This window comes from Lentzea sp. NPDC003310 (assembly GCF_040610935.1).
In the GTDB taxonomy this organism is placed as follows: domain Bacteria; phylum Actinomycetota; class Actinomycetes; order Mycobacteriales; family Pseudonocardiaceae; genus Lentzea.
Genome location: NZ_JBEXNC010000016.1, coordinates 107,576 through 124,154, shown reverse-complemented (window position 1 = coordinate 124,154; position 16,579 = coordinate 107,576). Strand labels below are relative to the sequence as shown.

20 protein-coding genes are annotated in these 16,579 nt (G+C 71.8%); 9 read left to right on the top strand and 11 right to left on the bottom strand.

Going from position 1 to position 16,579, the window contains the following annotated elements; all coding sequences use genetic code 11:
- The first annotated feature begins 30 nt into the window (after positions 1–30).
- Positions 31–186: a DUF3040 domain-containing protein gene (locus tag ABZX02_RS30865; RefSeq protein WP_355303316.1), complete on the top strand. Its 156-nt coding sequence runs from the start codon at positions 31–33 to the stop codon at positions 184–186.
- Here the strand turns inward: ABZX02_RS30865 and ABZX02_RS30860 are convergent.
- Genes ABZX02_RS30860 through ABZX02_RS30840 form a run of 5 tightly spaced genes read right to left on the bottom strand, consistent with a single transcriptional unit; the run spans position 161 to position 4,804 of the window.
- On the bottom strand, positions 161–1,204 hold the full coding sequence (locus ABZX02_RS30860; protein WP_355303314.1) for a pyridoxal-phosphate dependent enzyme: 1,044 nt from the start codon (positions 1,202–1,204) through the stop codon (positions 161–163). The genes ABZX02_RS30865 and ABZX02_RS30860 overlap by 26 nt on opposite strands.
- The gene (locus tag ABZX02_RS30855; protein WP_355303312.1) at positions 1,201–1,995 is read right to left on the bottom strand and encodes a DUF364 domain-containing protein; all 795 of its coding nucleotides are present in this window, start codon (positions 1,993–1,995) and stop codon (positions 1,201–1,203) included. The genes ABZX02_RS30860 and ABZX02_RS30855 overlap by 4 nt, the downstream gene beginning before the upstream one ends.
- A gap of 10 nt (positions 1,996–2,005) precedes the next feature.
- On the bottom strand, positions 2,006–2,776 hold the full coding sequence (locus ABZX02_RS30850) for an ABC transporter ATP-binding protein (RefSeq protein WP_355303310.1): 771 nt from the start codon (positions 2,774–2,776) through the stop codon (positions 2,006–2,008).
- Positions 2,773–3,834, bottom strand: coding sequence for an iron chelate uptake ABC transporter family permease subunit (locus ABZX02_RS30845; protein WP_355303308.1), 1,062 nt, complete (start codon positions 3,832–3,834; stop codon positions 2,773–2,775). The genes ABZX02_RS30850 and ABZX02_RS30845 overlap by 4 nt, the downstream gene beginning before the upstream one ends.
- Positions 3,827–4,804, bottom strand: a complete 978-nt coding sequence (locus ABZX02_RS30840; RefSeq protein WP_355303306.1) for an ABC transporter substrate-binding protein — start codon at positions 4,802–4,804, stop codon at positions 3,827–3,829. Before ABZX02_RS30840 ends, ABZX02_RS30845 begins: the two co-directional genes overlap by 8 nt.
- A 115-nt stretch (positions 4,805–4,919) precedes the next feature.
- Here ABZX02_RS30840 and ABZX02_RS30835 point away from each other — a divergent pair, with 115 nt between their 5' ends.
- From ABZX02_RS30835 to ABZX02_RS30825, 3 genes are read left to right on the top strand one after another with little or no spacing between them, the layout of a single operon-like run.
- Complete coding sequence (locus tag ABZX02_RS30835; protein ID WP_355303544.1) at positions 4,920–6,098, top strand: MFS transporter; 1,179 nt, start codon at positions 4,920–4,922, stop codon at positions 6,096–6,098.
- Complete coding sequence (locus ABZX02_RS30830) at positions 6,095–6,463, top strand: hypothetical protein (RefSeq protein WP_355303304.1); 369 nt, start codon at positions 6,095–6,097, stop codon at positions 6,461–6,463. The genes ABZX02_RS30835 and ABZX02_RS30830 overlap by 4 nt, the downstream gene beginning before the upstream one ends.
- Complete coding sequence (locus ABZX02_RS30825) at positions 6,418–6,819, top strand: TauD/TfdA family dioxygenase (RefSeq protein ID WP_355303302.1); 402 nt, start codon at positions 6,418–6,420, stop codon at positions 6,817–6,819. The genes ABZX02_RS30830 and ABZX02_RS30825 overlap by 46 nt, the downstream gene beginning before the upstream one ends.
- Here ABZX02_RS30825 and ABZX02_RS30820 read toward each other — a convergent pair.
- Genes ABZX02_RS30820 through ABZX02_RS30810 form a run of 3 tightly spaced genes read right to left on the bottom strand, consistent with a single transcriptional unit; the run spans position 6,816 to position 8,376 of the window.
- A complete protein-coding gene (locus ABZX02_RS30820; RefSeq protein WP_355303300.1) occupies positions 6,816–7,370 on the bottom strand; it encodes a hemerythrin domain-containing protein in 555 nt (184 codons plus the stop codon). The two genes, ABZX02_RS30825 and ABZX02_RS30820, sit on opposite strands and share 4 nt — an antisense overlap.
- 15 nt (positions 7,371–7,385) lie before the next feature.
- Positions 7,386–8,048 (bottom strand): hypothetical protein, encoded by a 663-nt coding sequence (locus tag ABZX02_RS30815; protein WP_355303298.1) that lies wholly within the window; start codon positions 8,046–8,048, stop codon positions 7,386–7,388.
- A gap of 1 nt (position 8,049) precedes the next feature.
- A complete protein-coding gene (locus ABZX02_RS30810) occupies positions 8,050–8,376 on the bottom strand; it encodes a plasmid stabilization protein (protein ID WP_355303296.1) in 327 nt (108 codons plus the stop codon).
- Positions 8,377–8,456: 80 nt separating this feature from the next.
- Here ABZX02_RS30810 and ABZX02_RS30805 point away from each other — a divergent pair, with 80 nt between their 5' ends.
- From ABZX02_RS30805 to ABZX02_RS30795, 3 genes are read left to right on the top strand one after another with little or no spacing between them, the layout of a single operon-like run.
- Complete coding sequence (locus ABZX02_RS30805; protein WP_355303294.1) at positions 8,457–9,641, top strand: cytochrome P450; 1,185 nt, start codon at positions 8,457–8,459, stop codon at positions 9,639–9,641.
- Positions 9,638–10,432 carry an SDR family oxidoreductase gene (locus ABZX02_RS30800; protein ID WP_355303292.1) on the top strand — a complete coding sequence of 265 codons (795 nt, stop codon included), beginning with the start codon at positions 9,638–9,640 and terminating at the stop codon, positions 10,430–10,432. The genes ABZX02_RS30805 and ABZX02_RS30800 overlap by 4 nt, the downstream gene beginning before the upstream one ends.
- On the top strand, positions 10,432–11,028 hold the full coding sequence (locus ABZX02_RS30795) for an NAD(P)H-dependent oxidoreductase (protein ID WP_355303290.1): 597 nt from the start codon (positions 10,432–10,434) through the stop codon (positions 11,026–11,028). The genes ABZX02_RS30800 and ABZX02_RS30795 overlap by 1 nt, the downstream gene beginning before the upstream one ends.
- On the opposite strand, the gene ABZX02_RS30790 is transcribed toward ABZX02_RS30795, so the two are convergent.
- Genes ABZX02_RS30790 through ABZX02_RS30780 form a run of 3 tightly spaced genes read right to left on the bottom strand, consistent with a single transcriptional unit; the run spans position 10,938 to position 13,706 of the window.
- A complete protein-coding gene (locus ABZX02_RS30790; protein WP_355303288.1) occupies positions 10,938–11,516 on the bottom strand; it encodes a phosphatase PAP2 family protein in 579 nt (192 codons plus the stop codon). The genes ABZX02_RS30795 and ABZX02_RS30790 overlap by 91 nt on opposite strands.
- A 5-nt stretch (positions 11,517–11,521) precedes the next feature.
- Positions 11,522–12,529 (bottom strand): NAD-dependent epimerase/dehydratase family protein, encoded by a 1,008-nt coding sequence (locus ABZX02_RS30785; RefSeq protein WP_355303286.1) that lies wholly within the window; start codon positions 12,527–12,529, stop codon positions 11,522–11,524.
- Between the two features lie 43 nt (positions 12,530–12,572).
- Complete coding sequence (locus tag ABZX02_RS30780) at positions 12,573–13,706, bottom strand: zinc-dependent alcohol dehydrogenase (RefSeq protein ID WP_355303284.1); 1,134 nt, start codon at positions 13,704–13,706, stop codon at positions 12,573–12,575.
- A 152-nt stretch (positions 13,707–13,858) separates the two neighbouring features.
- Here ABZX02_RS30780 and ABZX02_RS30775 point away from each other — a divergent pair, with 152 nt between their 5' ends.
- Both ABZX02_RS30775 and ABZX02_RS30770 read left to right on the top strand, forming a co-directional pair.
- On the top strand, positions 13,859–16,114 hold the full coding sequence (locus ABZX02_RS30775) for a nitrate reductase (protein ID WP_355303282.1): 2,256 nt from the start codon (positions 13,859–13,861) through the stop codon (positions 16,112–16,114).
- Position 16,115: 1 nt separating this feature from the next.
- The gene (locus tag ABZX02_RS30770) at positions 16,116–16,577 is read left to right on the top strand and encodes a hypothetical protein (protein ID WP_355303280.1); all 462 of its coding nucleotides are present in this window, start codon (positions 16,116–16,118) and stop codon (positions 16,575–16,577) included.
- Positions 16,578–16,579 lie beyond the last annotated feature (2 nt).

The window sequence follows — 16,579 nt, the reverse complement described above, 5'->3', positions numbered from 1 at the left end:
CGACAGGCCGGACCGACCTGGGGAGCGGACATGCTCAGTGCTCAGGAACTGCAGCGGCTCACCGACATCGAGCGGCACCTGCGTGCCTCCGACCCCGACCTCGCCCGAGCACTGAGCAGGGGCCTGCGGCGGTCCCTCCTGCAGCGGGCCGTCGCGGCCCTCAGGAAGCGACCGGGATCGGCCTGACCTCCGCGCCGGGCGGTGCCGAGGCGCGGTCCCACCTCATCCGCGACCACGGCAGGTCCATGTCGCCCAGCGTGCTGATCTCGCGCGGCCGGAACTCCGCCGCAGGCCTCACCGAGGCGTGCCGCGAGTAGGCCGCGTCCACGTAGCGGTGGCCGGTGTCCGGGGCGAGGACCACCACGTGCCGGTCCGGGTCCAGCCGTTGCTCCCAGCGCGCGGCCCGGTACGCGGCGCCCGCCGAGAGGCCGCCGAAGATCGCGTGCTCGCGCAGCAGGACCACGCCGCCCGCCAGTGCCGCGTCGAAGCCGAACCAGTGGACCGTGTCGTAGAGGGTGTGGTCCACGTTCCCGAACGGGATCGAGCTGCCGATGCCCGCGATGATGATCTCCGGGTCGTGCACGTGCTCGCTGCCGAACGTCACGCTGTCGAACGGCTGCACGCCCACCAGTTCCACGTCCGGTGACGTCTCGCGCAGGAACGACGTCAGGGCGCCCGTCGACGCGCCGGTGCCCACGCCGCCCACCACGGACAGGCGGGAGCAGTCGACGTGCCGCCGGACGAGGTCGGCGATCGAGCGGTAGCCGCGGTAGTGGACGTCGTCGTGGTATTGACGCATCCAGTGGTGCCGCGGGTGGTCGCGCAGGATCTCGCGCACCCGCGCCACCCGGCGGCTCTGGTCGAGCTTGAGCGACGCGGAGGGCGGCATGGGCTCCACGGTGGCACCGAGGATCTCCAGCTGGGTGCGCAGCGCGAGGTCCACCGTCGTGGACGCCACGATGTGGCAGTGCAGGCCGTGGCGGTGGCAGGCGAGCGCCAGGGCGTGCGCGTAGATGCCGCTGGAGCTGTCGACCAGCGTGTCCCCGGCCGCGATCGTGCCGCGTTCGAGGAGGTGGCGGACCGCTTCGAGGGCGGAGGCGACCTTCATGGTCTCGAAGCGCAGGCAGAAGGTGCGGGAGTCGAGGCGCACCAGGGCGGGACGGCTGAGGGCGTCGGTGATGTGGTGGTCCACGTCTTCTCTCATGCTCGGTAGCGGTACAGCGCTGTCTGGTCGGCGCTGAACTGGGAGAACGGGAACGGTTCCGCGGACAGGGCGGTGACGCCGGAGCCGAGGAAGTGGCGCGCGACGGCGCTCGCGGTCTGGGCGTAGACGATCAGCGGGATCTCGCGCGACCGGCAGGCGCGCAGGATCTCGTCGAACGTGCCGTTGCCGATCGTCATGCCCGTCGCCACGACGGCGTCCGCGACCCCGAGGACGTCCCGCATGTCCGGCGTCACCGGGTCGCCCCACTGCGTCGTGCGCAACGACAGGTCGCACGGCAGGCACTCGGCCCCGCGGTCGCGGATGGCCGCCACCAACGGGTTCACCACGCCGATCAACGCGACCTTGGCACCCGGCCGCACGTCCAGCAGCCCGGCGACGGCGGCGTCGCGCGCCCGCGCCCGTTCCTCGGGCGTGCCCACCGGGAGCACGACCCGCTCCGCGTCGGAGATCCGATGTGGACGGACGTTGCCGAGGTAGGCGTCCAGTGCCGCCACCCGGACCGGGGCCGGCGCCTCGGTCAGCAGCTCCGCGACGGGCGCGCCCGAGTAGTTCGCGCACACAGCGGGATCGGCGTCGCCCTCCGCGAACGCGCACGCGCCGAACGCGGTGCCGATGCGCACCAGCACGTACTGGTTGCGGTAGGTCGTGTCGCCGCCGGCCAGCCGGGTCCCGTGGTGCACCCAGAACACGCTGGTGGCCGCCACCGCGGCCGGATCGGGCCCGTGCCGCCCGTCCAGCACCTCCGCTATCAGATCATCCACAGTGGACATCTCTCCCCCTTCATCGGCGGACCGGCGCGCGGTACCCGACGGCCAGGTGGCCCAGGTCGTCGCGCCCGATCTCTGCTTCCACGTCGAACACCTCGCGCAGCAGCGGCGCGGTCAGCACGTCGGCTGCGGCGCCGTCCGCGACGACCTCACCGCCGTGCATCAGGACCAGCCGGTCGCAGTACCGGGCGGCGAGCGCGAGGTCGTGCAGGGCCACCACGACGGTCTGCGGCGTCGTGGCCGCCAGCTCCATCAGCTCGAGCTGGTGGCGCACGTCCAGGTGGTTCGTCGGCTCGTCGAGCAGCAGCCCGGACGTGCGTTGCGCCAACGCCCGCGCCAGGTGCGTGCGCTGCCGTTCGCCTCCCGACAGCTGCTTCCACGGCCGGTCCGCCAGACCCGTGAGGTCCAGCCGTGCCAACGACTCCGTCACGATCTCGTGGTCGGCGACGTCCGGCCCGCGCCACCGCGACCGGTGCGCGGTGCGGCCGAGCATCGCGACCTCCGCCACCCGCAGGTCGCTCTCGGTGTCGGCGGTCTGCTCGACGAACGCGAGCCGGCGCGCCCGTTCCCGCGCGGACCACGACGTGATCTCCACGCCGTCGTAGCGCACCTCACCGGCGGTCGGCGCGCGCAAACCGGCCACGCAGCGCAAGAGCGACGACTTGCCGGACCCGTTCGGGCCGATCAGCCCGACCGTCTCGCCCGGCTCCACCGCGAGCGTCACGTCCCGCACGATGGTCTTGCCCGGCACGCCCCAGCTCAGCCCCGTGACGTCGATCCTCACAGCTCACCCCGCTTGCGCAGCACCAGCAGGAACAGCGGCACACCGATCAGCGCGGTGAACACGCCCACCGGCACCTCCAGCGGCGAGAACACCACGCGGGTCAGCGCGTCCGTCCAGACCAGGAACACCGCGCCCACCACGGCCGACATCGGCAACAGCCTGCGGTGCAACGAACCCACGAGGAACCGGACGCCGTGCGGCACGATCAGCCCGACGAACCCGACCGCGCCCACGGCCGCCACCGCCACCGCGGTCAGCACGGACGTCGTCACCAGCAGCACGGCGCGGGTCGTGCGGACGTCGACGCCCAGCGAGGACGCGGTGTCCGTGCCGAACGCGAACCCGTCGAGTGCCGCCGAGCACAGCCACACCACGAGCAGACCGGCCGCGAGCACCACCGCGCACACCGCGACCGACGTCCAGCGGGCCGAGGCGAGCGACCCCAGCAGCCAGTTCGTGACGGCGCGGATGCTGTCGGCGTCGCCGGAGGACAGCAGGATCAGGGACGTGAGCGCCGCGAACAGCTGGCCCACGACGACACCCGTCAGCACGATCCGCGACGAGTCCAGCCCGGTCCGCCGCAGCAACAGCATCAACAGCCCGAACGCCACCAGCGCACCGACGAGCGCGCCCCCGGTGATCCCGAGCTGCGACCCGGCGAACCCCAGCACCACCACGACGACCGCGCCGGTCGACGCGCCCGAGGACACGCCGAGCAGGTACGGGTCGGCCAGCGAGTTCCGGGTGACGCTCTGCAGCACCGCACCGCACACCGCGAGCGCCGCGCCGACCAGTGCCGCGAGCAGCACCCGCGGCAGCCTCAGGTCCCAGATGAGGGAGTCGAGCAGGCGCGGCAGCGGCACGACCGCGAGGCCGAGCCGGGACCCCGCCGCGCGACCGATCTCGGCCCAGCCCGCACCGACTCCGATGCGCACGGCGACCGCCATCGACACCACGAGGACGACGAGGCTCAGGACGACGACGAGGGTGTTCCCGCGACGCCGAACCGGTTGCGGGGACTGGTGAACGACAGGATCGAGAACAGCGGCCTCAGCCACGGCCGGCGATCTTGTCCAGGCCCGCGCCGAACGCCTTGAGCGCGTCGACCGTGCGCACGGACGGGTCCATCTCGATGCCGGGCAGCTCGATCACCTTGTTCTCGCGCAACGCCTTGAGCTGCGACACCGCGGGGTGCTCGCGCATCATCGCGAGCTTCTCGCTCGCCTTGTCGCCGGGGTTGCCGCGCTCGGACAGGTCGCCGATGACGATGACGTCGGGGTCGCGCCGGGCGACCTCCTCCCACGACGCCTCCGGCCACTCCTTCGCGACGTCGTCGAAGACGTTGACGGCACCGGCGATCTTGCTCATCTGGCTGGGCATGCTGTCGCGGCCCGCCACGTACGGGACGCCCTTGAACACCGAGTAGACCCACACCACCTTCACGGGATCCCGTTTGACGGCCTGGACCTCCGCGACGGCGGCCCGCTGCTCGGTGGCGAGCTGGTTCGCCTTGTCCTGGATGCCGAAGATCTTGCCGAGGTCCTCGTAGTCGCGGAACAGCCGGTCGAACGGCGCGGTCGTGCCGTCCGGGCAGTTCACCCCGCTGACGAACGTGGGCACGCCGAGGGCCTCGAGTTCGTCGCGCGTCCCGGCGCGGTCCGGGGTGAAGAGCTCCCGGAACGACGCCACCACGACGTCGGGGTTGGCGGCCCGCAGCGGCTCCGAGGTGAGGACCTTGGGCGACAGCACCGGGATCTTCGCGTAGGCCTCGGCGAACCGCGGCGCCACCTTGGTCTTCACGTTCGCCGTGCCCGCCATGCGGTCCTGCAACCCCAGTGCCAGCAACGTTTCCGTGGAGTTCTGGTCCAGCGTCACCACCCGCTGCGGGGCGCCGGCGAACGAGAGCCGCTTGCCGCAGCTGTCCACCTCCACCGCCTGGGCCGTCGGCGCCTGGGCGCCTCCCGGGGTGGCGCAGCCGGCGGCGAGCACCGCGACCAGCGCCAGGCCGAGCCGGGCGGGGAAAGACATCGGATCCTCCAGAAGTTCACTCGAACGGTGTGCGCTACTGTAACGACAATCATTTTCATTGCAACCCTGCCGGAAGGTCGAACGCGTGGTCCACGACACAGTGCGCAGCCCATCGGTGTTGCGCAGCACCACTTTTCTCCGCCTCTGGACCGCCACCACCGCCTCCGGCATCGCGACCTGGGCGCTGCCGTTCGTGCTCGGTCTCGCGGTGCTCTCCCGCTCGATCACGGCCGTGGAACTGGGCGTCCTGCTCGCCGCGCGCACGGCGGGCTTCCTCGCCGCCGTCCCCGTCAGCGGGGTGCTGGCCGACCGCTACGCCCGCCGCCAGGTGGTGCTGGTGTCCGGTCTGACGTCCGCGATCGCCGCGCCGGTGCTCGCTGCCTTCGTGGGCAACTCGCTGGTGGTCGCGGCCGTCGCGGCGGCCGCGATGGGCGCGGGCCAGGGCGCGTGCCGCCCGGCGTTCCAGGCGCTGACGGCCGAGGTGGTCGAGGGCGACCAGCGGCAGCAGGCCAACGCCGCGATGACGTTGTCCGTGCGGGTGACCACGCTCGTGGCACCGGGGCTGACCGCGCTGCTCGCGCTCGTGGCGACCACGCAGGTGCTGCTGCTCGGCATCGGCGCGCTGTGGCTCGTCGCCGCCCTCGTGCCGCCCGCCGGCACCGGGACCACGGCGCCGAACACCGGGAACGGCTTCGTGGCGGACTTCTGGGAGGGCGTGCGGGAAGCCCGCAGGCACCCGTGGTTCCTGGCCGGGCTCGGCGCCCTCACGGCGGTGATCGCGACCGGCTACTCGGCGACCGGCGTGGTGCTCCCCCTGGTCAGCCGAGACCGCTACGACACCGAGGCCGTGCTGGCGGGCGCGCTGACCGCGTACACGCTCGGCGCACTGGCGGGCGCGCTGCTCATCGCGCGCTGGCGGCCGCGGCACGCGGGCTGGACGGCGCTGTTCGGCCTGGCGCTGTACGGTTTCGCGCCGCTGAGCCTGCTGCTGCCGGTGCACCCGGTCGTCGTGATCGCCGCGTACGTCGTGGCGGGCCTCGGCATCGAGCTGTTCAACGTGCCGTGGTTCACCGCGACCCAGCGCGAGGTCGAGCCGTCGAAGCTCGCCCGCGTGTCCTCTTTGGACTTCCTGATGTCGTACGGCCTCGCGCCGGTCGGCCTGGCGCTCATCGCCCCGGCCATCGCGCAGTTCGGTGCCCAGGCGGTGCTCGCCGCCTGCGCGGTGATCTGCTTCGCCGCCCCGGCACTGGCCGCGCTCGTGCCGTCGTCCCGCGACTTCGGACCGCGCCGGTGATCGTCGCGCGCCACCAGGTCCTCGACCCCGCCGCGCGCGAAGCGTTGGCGGACCAGGGTGCCGTCATCCTCACCGGCCTGCCGAACTCCCCGAGCTCGTTGCCGGTAGCCGCGGCCCTGCTGTTCGGCACGGCGTTGCGCGAACTCTACCCGCACCGGACCCGGCGGTCCGTGGACGGCGGGATCGTCGGCCCGCACGCGGACAGCTTCGACGTGGTGGTCGACATCGCCGGGAAAACCGTGCGGCGCAGGCATATCCCGATGAGGACCACGTCCTGGTGCTGCTCGCGTCCCAGGCCCCGTACGGAGGTCAGTCCTTCGTGCTCGACGCGCACGAGTTCACCGACTCGCTGGACGCGGAGCTGAGGAGCTTCCTCACCGGCGTGGACGTCGACCTGTACGGGAAGTGGGCGCAGACGCGCGGCCTGCCCGCGACGCCGCGGGTGGGGCGCCACATCGAGTTCACGCGCACCGGCAGGCGCATCACCCGGCGGACGGACGGGGTCGCGGCCCTGCACCGCGACCCCGCCGCCGAGCACGTCTCCGACATGCTCACCCGTCTCGACGAGGAAGTCGAACGGGCGCAGCGGACGTTGCCGAGGATCCGACTGGACGAGGGCGACCTGCTGGTCCTCGACAACTACCGCTGCTGGCACGGCAGGGACGCCCACACGGGCGCCCGCACCGTGCACATCCAGACAGTGCGAACGGACGACGCTTAGGAGGAAGCCGCCTTCTGCAGTTCGCGGCGCAGCTGCTCCTTCGACATGCTCGACGCACCTTCCAGGCCCATGTTCTTCGCCTGCTGCAGCAGTTCCTCGCGGGTGGCCTGGCCGGGCATCTCACCGAGGTGGTCGGCCCGGCTGCGGGCGAACGCCTCGCCGAGCTCGTAGCGGCGCTGCGCGCTGAGGCGCTGGCGCATGCCCGGCAGCACCGTCTTCTCCTCTTCCTCCACGTGGTGGGTGATGGAGTCGACGACGTCCTGCAACGCCTTGTCGTACTTGGGCGAGTCGTACTCGCAGTCGAGCAGCTTGGCGAGCAGCTGCTCGGCCTCCGCGTGCTCCTCCTGGCTGTGCTCGACCTCGTCGTCGCCGCCGGCGTCCTTGGCGGCCGGGTAGACCTCGGACTCCTCGGCGCGGCTGTGCGCGACGAGCAGGCCGCAGAGGACCGGGGTGAGCAGAGGTCGTTTCTCCGGGTGGTTCTTGAGCTCGTCGAACAGGCGCTCCACCTCGCGGTGGTCCTGCATGATCAGGTCGACGACGTCGTACTGCATGGTGGTGGTTCTCCTTCAGTTCGGGTGTTCTCTCGGATAGCGCGTGGTGATGGGCGCGATGCCGCGCCGTCCGATCCGGCCGAGCGCGATGCCGAAACCGCTGAACACGACGATGCCGACGAGCACGCTGACGGCGATCGCCCACGGCAGTGCGGCACCGAGCAGGCCGGCCGCCGCTCCGGCGATGACGCCGGCGACGAGTCCGTTGACGAGGTTGACGAGGCCGGCGACGCCGAGCGTGGTGCCGAACAACCGCGGGCGCCGGGCGTGGCGCCAGCCGGTCTGACCGCCGTCGACCTCGACGCCGAGCGTGTCGTCGTGCAGCTGCCGCACGAAGACGTCCCTGGTGGACGGCTCCAGTTCCGCGTACACGGCCCTGATGCGGTTGATCCCCAGCCCCGCCTGGACGTCCTCGATCGTCAGCTCGACCGTGCGGAAGAGGGTGGCGAGCCCGATCAGGAACAGCGCCGTGAAGATGACCAGGACCAGCGTCAGCAGCACCGTGAGCGGCACGACCTGGGCGACGAAGCCCAGCGCGATCATGGACGCGGAGATCGACGTCAGCAGGTGACCCGCTCGGCCGGTCGCGTCGGTGATGGTCGCCGTGCGGATCATCTGCAGCGTGTTGTGCTCCATGGTCAGGATCGTGAGCGCCGAGGCCTTGTCCACGTCCTGCACGTCAGCGTCCGAGCGCGTCGGCGAGTTCCTTCTTGGTCATCGTGGACCGGCCCTTGACGTTCTTCTTCTTGGCCTCGTTGTAGAGCTGTTCCTTGGTGAGACCCTTGGGGCGGTTCGTACCGGACCGCTGCCCGCCACGCTTCTGCGGTGACATGTCCTGAGTGGACGACTTGCTGGCCGTCTTGGACTCACCGGCCCGGGCGCGGTTCTTGTTGACCGTCCTGGCCGCGATCTCCTTGGCGCGCTTGGGCGACGCGCCGCGCTCCTCGGCGGAGTCCTTGATGTGCTCGTACTGGCGTTCCCGTTTCGCGTTCGATCCCGCGGGCATCACGACCTCCTGACTCGGTGCTGTCCCGCGAGTACCCCTTTCAGGGAGGTTCACACACGGGTGACCGGGTAGCCGGGGGCATGGCGATCTCATCCCGACTCGACACCGCCCGCGTGCTCGCGACGGTGCTGCTGCCCACCCTCGCCAAGGGCGTCATCGTCCGCAGGCCGGGGGTGATGGCGGCCGCCGAGAAGGTTCAGTCCGACACGCGCGCCATCGACACCATGCGCAAGATGCGCGACCGCTACGGCCCGGAGCCGCTGCGCCTGCGCATCACCGGCCGCAGCGTCGCGGTCGTGCTCGACCCGGCCGACGTCGGCCGGCTGCTCGACGGCTCACCCGAGCCGTTCGCCCTGGCCACCAGGGAGAAGAAGGCGGCACTGCGGCACTTCCAGCCGCACGGCGTGCTCATCTCCGACGGACCGGAGCGGGACCGGCTGCGCGCCCTCAACGAACGCGCTCTGCGGCCGGAGAACGTCCCGGCGGAGGCGATCGTGCGCGACGAGGCGGACCTGCTCACCCGGCACGTGATGAGCACCGGCGAGCTGACCTGGGCGTCCTTCAACCAGACGTGGTGGCGGATCGTGCGCAGGATCGTCCTCGGCGACGGCGCCCGCGGCGACGACCAGCTCACCGACGACCTGTTGGCGCTGCGCGAGGACGCCAACTGGGCGTTCCTCCACCCGAAGCGCCGCGACCTGCGCGAACGCTTCCAGCGCCGGCTCGACGAGCACCTGGCCCGCCGTGAGGAGGGCAGCCTGGCCGCGCAGCCCGGTGACCTGTCCGGGCAGGTGCCGCACTGGCTGTTCGCGTTCGACGCCGCCGGGATCGTCACCCTGCGCGCGCTGGCGATCGGCGCCCGCGGCGTCAACGGCGTGCTCGAGTCCGCGCGGCTGTGGCCGACCACGCCGGTGATCCTGCGGGAGAGCACCATCGCGACCCGCTGGAGCGGCACGTGGCTGCCGGAGGACACCGAGTTCGTCGTGTTCACGCCGTTCTTCCACCGCGACCCGGACCGGCTGCCGTTCGCCGACCGCTACACCCCCGAGCTGTGGGACGGCCCGCGCGACCCGGCGATCGTGCCGTTCAGCGCCGGGCCCGGCGAGTGCCCCGGCCGCGACCTGGTGCTGACCACGGCCGCGACGATGCTCGACACCCTGAGCGAGCACCTCTCGTTCCCGGTGCTCAGGGAGCCCCTCCCCGGCACGCTGAACCACTTCGGCATTCGCATGCGGGCCGAACCGACGGGTACTCGCGTCTCATGAACGCACCCCTCTACGCCGTGGTGACCGGCTCGGACTCGGGCATCGGCAAAGCGATCGCCGTCGCACTGGCCGGTGGCGGTGTCGACGTCGGCATCACCTACCACCAGGACTCCGCCGGAGCCATCAGAACCGCCGAGGAGGTGCGCCAGGCCGGTGCCCGGTGCGCCGTGCGGCAACTCGACCTCACCGACCTGCCCGGCGCGGCCGCCGTCGTGGACGAGCTGGCCGACGAACTGGGTGGCGTCGACGTCCTGGTGAACTGCGCCGGCACCGGCAGCAGCGAGAAGGCGCTGGACATGGACTACGCCACCTGGCGCTCGGTGCTCTCGGTCGACCTGGACGGCGCCTTCCTGTGCGCCCAGCGCGCGGCCAGGCGCATGATCGCGGCCGGGCGCGGCGGGCGGATCATCAACATCACCTCCGTGCACGAGCACCTGCCGCGCGTGGGCGCGGCGCCGTACTGCGCCGCGAAAGCGGGCCTCGGCGCGCTCACCCAGGTGCTCGCCCTGGAGCTGTCCGAGCACGGCATCACGGTGAACTCCGTGGCACCGGGCGAGATCTCCACGCCGATGACCGGCCAGGAGGACGTCGACCCGCACACCGAACCCCGCCACGGCGTCCCGCTCGGCCGTCCGGGACACGCGAAGGAGGTCGCCGCGGTGGTCGCGTTCCTCGCGACGCCGGCCGCGAGCTACCTGACGGGCGCCTCGATCGTCGTGGACGGCGGGATGTCCCTGATGGGGCCGCAGGCGAGCCAGCTGATGACCGACGAGAAGTGGAGGCAGATCTGATGCGTGCCGTGGTGCTGAACTGCACCTTGAAGAAGTCGCCCGACCAGTCCAACACCGACCTGCTCGCCCAGGTGGTGATCGACGAGCTGACCAAGAAGGACGTCGAGGTCACGTCGTTCCGCCTGGCGGACCACGAGATCCCGCCCGGCGTCGTGACCGACCTCGGCGGCGGCGACGAGTGGCCGAACATCCACCGGCTGCTGCTCGACGCCGAGATCCTGGTGTTCGCCACGCCGACGTGGGTCGGCCGCCCGTCCTCGCTCGCGCAGCGGGCGCTGGAGCGGATGGACGCGATGATCTCCGAGACCGACGACCAGGACCGGCCGGTGGCCTACAACCGGGTCGCGGGCGTCGTGGTGACCGGCAACGAGGACGGCGCGCACCACGTGATCAGCGAGATCTGCGGCGGGCTCGGCGACATCGGCTACACGATCCCCGGTCAGGCCTGGACGTACTGGAACCGCGGCCCCGGCCCCGGCCCGAGCTACTCCGACACCGACGAGGGTCACGAGTGGTCGGAGAAGACCGGTCGCACCATGGCCGCCAACCTGCACGCCGTCGCCCTGGCCCTGGCGGAGCGCCCGATCCCGGCCTGAGCCAGCGCGACCAGCGCGCCCATCGCGAGGCCGCCCAGGACGTCCGTGGGCCAGTGCACACGGGTCCTGAGGCGGCTGTACGCGACCAGCAGCACCATCGGTGTCACGAACACCGCCGCGCCGCGGTCCTCCAGGGCGGTGGCGGTGCCGAACGCCGCCGCGGTCACCGCGTGCTTGGACGGGAACGACGACGAGTCCGGGTGCTCGGGCAGCGCCCGCCGCGCCGGCATGGTCGCGGCCGGGGGCCTGCGGCGGTGCACCACCAGGCTGACGAGGTGGCCGAGCGGCATGGCGAACGCGGCGGCGGCGAGCGCGCGCTTCGCCGCCTTCTCCTTGCCGGACAACGCCATGAGTCCCGCGACGGGTAACCACAACGCGCCACCGCGAGCGGTGACGCTGGCGGCTATGACGACCGGGTGCGGGCGTCTGGTGGGCAGGACCTCGCTGTCCCGCAACGCGTCCTCGTCGAGCTCGTCCTCTCCTGTCATGCGGTTCAGCTACCCAGCGGCGGGCTGGCCGGAACCTCCCTGCCCTCTCCGATGCCCCGCACGATGGCCTGCAGGGCCTCCTGGGCGTCGTACTTCGGCTGCCAGCCGAGTTCGTCCCGAGCCCGGGACGCGTCCAGCAGCGGCGACTTCAGGGCCAGGTCGATCCAACCGGGCGGGGTGGGCTGCAGGCGAAGACCCCAGGACGCGCTCGCCACCGACCGCAGCAGCTTCGGCGGCACCGCGACGTGCCGGCCTCCCAGCACCTCGGCCAGCGCGCGGGGCGTGATGACCGGGTCGGCGACGAGGTTCACCCCGCCGTGCGGGCGCCTGCTCAGGACGCGGGCCACACCGTCGGCGACGTCGTCGGCGTGCACGAACTGCAGGACGAGGTCGCGCGGGATCGGCAGCACCGGGATCCGGTGCCGGAACAGGGCCTTGGGCACGAGGCTGCCGAGGAAGTAGTCGCGGATCTCGGCTCCGGCGTCGGCCTGCAGGACGAGGCCGGGCCGCACGCGGGTGATCAGCAGGTCGGACTCGAACTTGTTCAGCATGTGCTCGACGGCGGCCTTGTGCCTGCTGTAGAACGACGTCCGCACGCCGTCGACGGGCCACGACTCGTCCACGCGGCGGTCCTTGCTGCCGGGCGAGTAGGCACCGACCGACGACATGTGGACCAGGTGCGGCACCCCGGCCTTCACCGCCGCGCCGAACACCTGGGCCGAGCCCGCGACGTTGGTGCGGTACAACGCTCTCTCGTCCCGGCTGGGCTGGATGAGCCAGGCGAGGTGCACCACCGCGTCCGCACCCTCGAACGCGGTGCGCAGCACCTCCTCCGCGCCCGCCCGGCCGAGTTCGACCGGCGTCCACCGCACACCGCGGTAGGGCGGGGCGTCCGCGGGCGGGCGCCGGGAGATGCCGTGCACCTCGACGTCCGCCTCCTGCGCGAGCCGGCGCAGCAACGCGGTTCCGACGTTGCCGCTCGCTCCGGTGACGACGACCTTGCGTCCGGGCATGGCTCTCCTCCGCGCGTGGGGACCTGCCCTGGCCGGATACCCCTCAGGCGACGTCGAGAACCGTCTTCAGCCAGCCGTCCTCCCGCAGGTCGAACGACTTGTAGGCGTCGATCGCGGCGGTCGGCTCCTCGTGCTTCGTGATGAACCGGAGCGGGTCGACCACGCCGGTCAGCACGAGGTCGAGCAGGCGCGGCACGTAGCGGCGATGGTTGCAGTTGCCCATCCGCAGCGTCAGGTTCTTGTTCATCGCCTGGCCGATCGGGAACTCGTCGAAGCCGGGCGGGTAGACCCCGATGACGCCGATCGTGCCGGCCTTCGCGACGAGCTCGACAGCCCAGTCCAGTGCCTGGCGCGGGCCGTCGCCGGGCTTCCACTGCTCGGCGGTCCGCTCCCCCGGCTGTTCCGCGTCGACACCGACCGCCTCGATCACGCGGTCCACGCCGATGCCACCGGTCAGGTCCTTCACGACCTCGACCGGGTCCTCGGCGTTGAAGTCGACGGTCTCCGCGTTCTGCTCCCGGGCGATGTCCAGCCGGGACTCGATGCCGTCCACGACGATCACCCGCCCGGCGCCCTGCCGCTTGGCCGACGCGATCGCGAACTGCCCGACCACGCCCGCGCCCAGCACGAGGACCGTGTCCCCCGAGCCGATCTCGGCCAGCCGCGCCCCGAACCACGCCGTCGGGAAGATGTCGGAGAGCAGGATGGCCTGGTCGTCGCTGACACCGTCCGGGATCCGCACCAGCGTCATCGTCGCGTGCGGGATGCGCGCGCGTTCGGCCTGCAGCCCGTCGACCGGGCCGGTCGACTTCGGGCCGCCGAAGAAGCACGTGCCGGCGGCCGGGCCGTTCGGGTTGGCGCCGTCGCACTGGGCGAAGTACCCGGCGCGGCAGTAGGAGCACGTGCCGCAGCCGATCGTGGAGGTCACCACCACGCGGTCGCCCGGCCGGAACCCGCGCACGGCCGTGCCGACCTCCTCCACGACGCCCACGGCCTCGTGGCCGAGGACCGTGCCCTCGACCATGTCCGGCATGGTGCCGCGCACCATGTGCAGGTCGGTGCCGCAGATGGCGCTGCGGGTGATCTTCACGACCGCGTCGGTGGGTTCCTGGATCTTCGGGTCGGGCACCTCGTCGAGCCGGATGTCGCCCGTGCCGTGCCACACAACAGCCTTCATGTCCGCTCCTCCCGTGAGTGGACTGGTTTCCCCGGAGAACCGGAGCGAACCCGCACGCCCCGTTCGACTGAGCTTTCGGGACGATGGCACGTAGAACGGACAAAGCGCCCTACCTGGTGTTTTGTCGGGGCGACGCCGGGTACTGCCCCCTCGTGGATCGCATCGCCGACGTATGGGGAGCCCGCACTCCGCACGAGCGCGGGACGCACTGGCCGGTCCGGGTGGACCAGGAGCTCGCGGACGGCGTCGGTGAGTCCGATGTGGACCGCTGGGTCCAGTCGGCGTGCGTTCTGTGCAGCAACGGCTGCGGCTGCGACATCGCGGTCAAGGACGGCCGGATCGTCGGCGTGCGCGGCCGTGCGGACGACCTCGTCAACCGCGGCAGGCTCGGCCCCAAGGGGCTCTACGGTTCCTGGCAGGCGCACGGGAAGGATCGCCTCACGACACCGTTGATCCGCCGCAACGGCGTGCTGGAGGAGACCGACTGGGACACCGCGATGAACGCCGTCGTGCGGCGCTCGCAGGACCTCCTCGCCGAGGACGGACCGCTGTCGCACGGCTTCTACACCAGCGGGCAGCTGTTCCTGGAGGAGTACTACACGCTCGGCGTGATCGGCAAGGCCGGGATCGGCACGCCGCACATGGACGGCAACACCCGGCTCTGCACCGCCACGGCGGCCGCGGCGCTGAAGGAGTCGTTCGGGTCGGACGGCCAGCCCGCCTGCCACGCCGACATCGACCTCTGCGACGCCCTCTTCCTGTACGGGCACAACATGCCCGCCACGCAGACCGTGATGTGGGCCCGCGTGCTCGACCGGATCGAGGGACCGGACAGGCCTCGGCTGGTCGTCGTCGACCCCCGGACGACGCCGGCCGCCGAGGCCGCCGACGTGCACCTGGCACCGTTGCCCGGCACGAACCAGGCGCTGCTCAACGGGTTGCTGCGCCTGGTGATCGAGCACGGCTGGGTCGACCGCGAGTACGTCGACCGGCACACCCTCGGCTTCGACGAGCTCGAGGCCACCGTGGAGCCGTACACGCCGGAGCACGTCGCGGAGATCTGCCGCGTCGCGCCGGACGACCTCCGCCGGGCGGCCGAGATCTTCGGCACGTCGGACCGGGTCCTTTCCACCGTGCTGCAGGGCTTCTACCAGTCGCACCAGGCGACCGCGGCGGCGTGCCAGGTCAACAACCTGCACCTGCTGCGCGGCCTGATCGGCAGGCCCGGCAGCGGGGTGCTGCAGATGAACGGCCAGCCGACCGCGCAGAACACGCGGGAGTGCGGCGCCGACGGCGACCTGCCGGGCTTCCGCAACTGGGACAACCCGGCGCACGTCGAGGAGCTCGCGGCGCTCTGGAACGTCGACCCGCTGACCATCCCGCACTGGGCGCCGCCGACGCACGCGATGCAGATCTGGCGGTACGCCGAGCAGGGCTCGATCCGGTTCCTCTGGATCTCCGCGACCAACCCGGCGGTGTCGTTGCCGGACCTCTCCCGGATCCGGCGGATCCTGCGGCAGGAGAACCTGTTCGTCGTCGCGCAGGACGCGTTCCGGACCGAGACGACCGACCTGGCCGACGTCGTGCTGCCGGCCGCGCTGTGGGGCGAGAAGCAGGGCACGTTCACGAACCTGTCGCGGGTGGTGCACCTGTCCGAGCAGGCCGTCGCACCACCGGGAGAGGCGCGCAGCGACCTCGACATCTTCCTGGACTACGCGCACCGCATGGGTTTCCGCGACCGGGACGGGGCTCCGCTGCTCAAGTGGAAGGACTCCGAGGGCGCGTTCGACGCGTGGCGCGAGTGCAGCCGCGGTCGTCCCTGCGACTACACGGACCTGTCGTACGACCGGTTGCGCGGCGGCAGCGGCATCCCCTGGGGTCCTGAAAGGCTGTACGCCGAGGGCGTTTTCCCCACGGCGGCGGGCTACTGCGAGGACTACGGCCACGACCTGCTGACCGGTGCCTCGACGACACCGACCGACTACCGGGCGCGGCGCCCGGACGGGCGGGCGTTCCTCAAGGCCGCCGAGTACGCGCCGCCGCCGGACCAGCCGAGCGACGAGTACCCGTTCCTGTGCACGACAGGGCGCTCGGTCTACCACTTCCACACCCGCACCAAGACCCGCCGCGCCCCCGAACTCGAGAAGGCCGCGCCGGACCCGTGGGTCGAGATGTCCCCCGGTGACGCGGCCGCGCTCGGGCTGGCCGACGGGGACGTGGTCCGCGTGGAGTCGGCACAGGGTGGCGTCGAGGTGCCTGTCCGGACAGGACGGTGCCGCGACGGCGTGGTGTTCCTGCCGTTCCACTACGGCTTCCAGGCGGCGAACGAGCTGACGCCCACCGAGTGGGACCCGGTCTCCAAGCAGCCGCTGTTCAAGCTCAGCACCGTGCGGATCAGGAAGGTGTGAGATGCACCTGGCCACCTACCTCGGACTGCTGCACACCTCGCTGGGCACGCTGGCCGGCGCGTTCCGCGAGGTCGCGGACGGGCACGGCGACGAACCGGACGTCCGGCACACGTGCGAGGTGCTCGCGGCGCGCATCGACCGCCAGGCCGAGCGGCTCGCCCCGGTCGTCGAACGGTACGGCGAACACCGCGAGGCCGAGCCGGAACGGTTGCACGCGGCCGAGTTCGAGCAGGTCCGCAGCGGCGGCGTCGGGCTCTTGCGCGACCTCCAGGACCTCTACGCGCTGGCGTCGTTCACCGACATCACCTGGACGGTCGTCGGTCAGGCGGCACAAGGCCTGCGCGACAAGGAACTCGTGGACGTCGTGAGCGCCTGCGAGCAGGACACGGCGCGGCAGCTCGCGTGGTTGAAGACGCGGATCAAGCAGAGCGCTCCGCAGGCGCTCATCGTGGCGAAGGGCTGAAG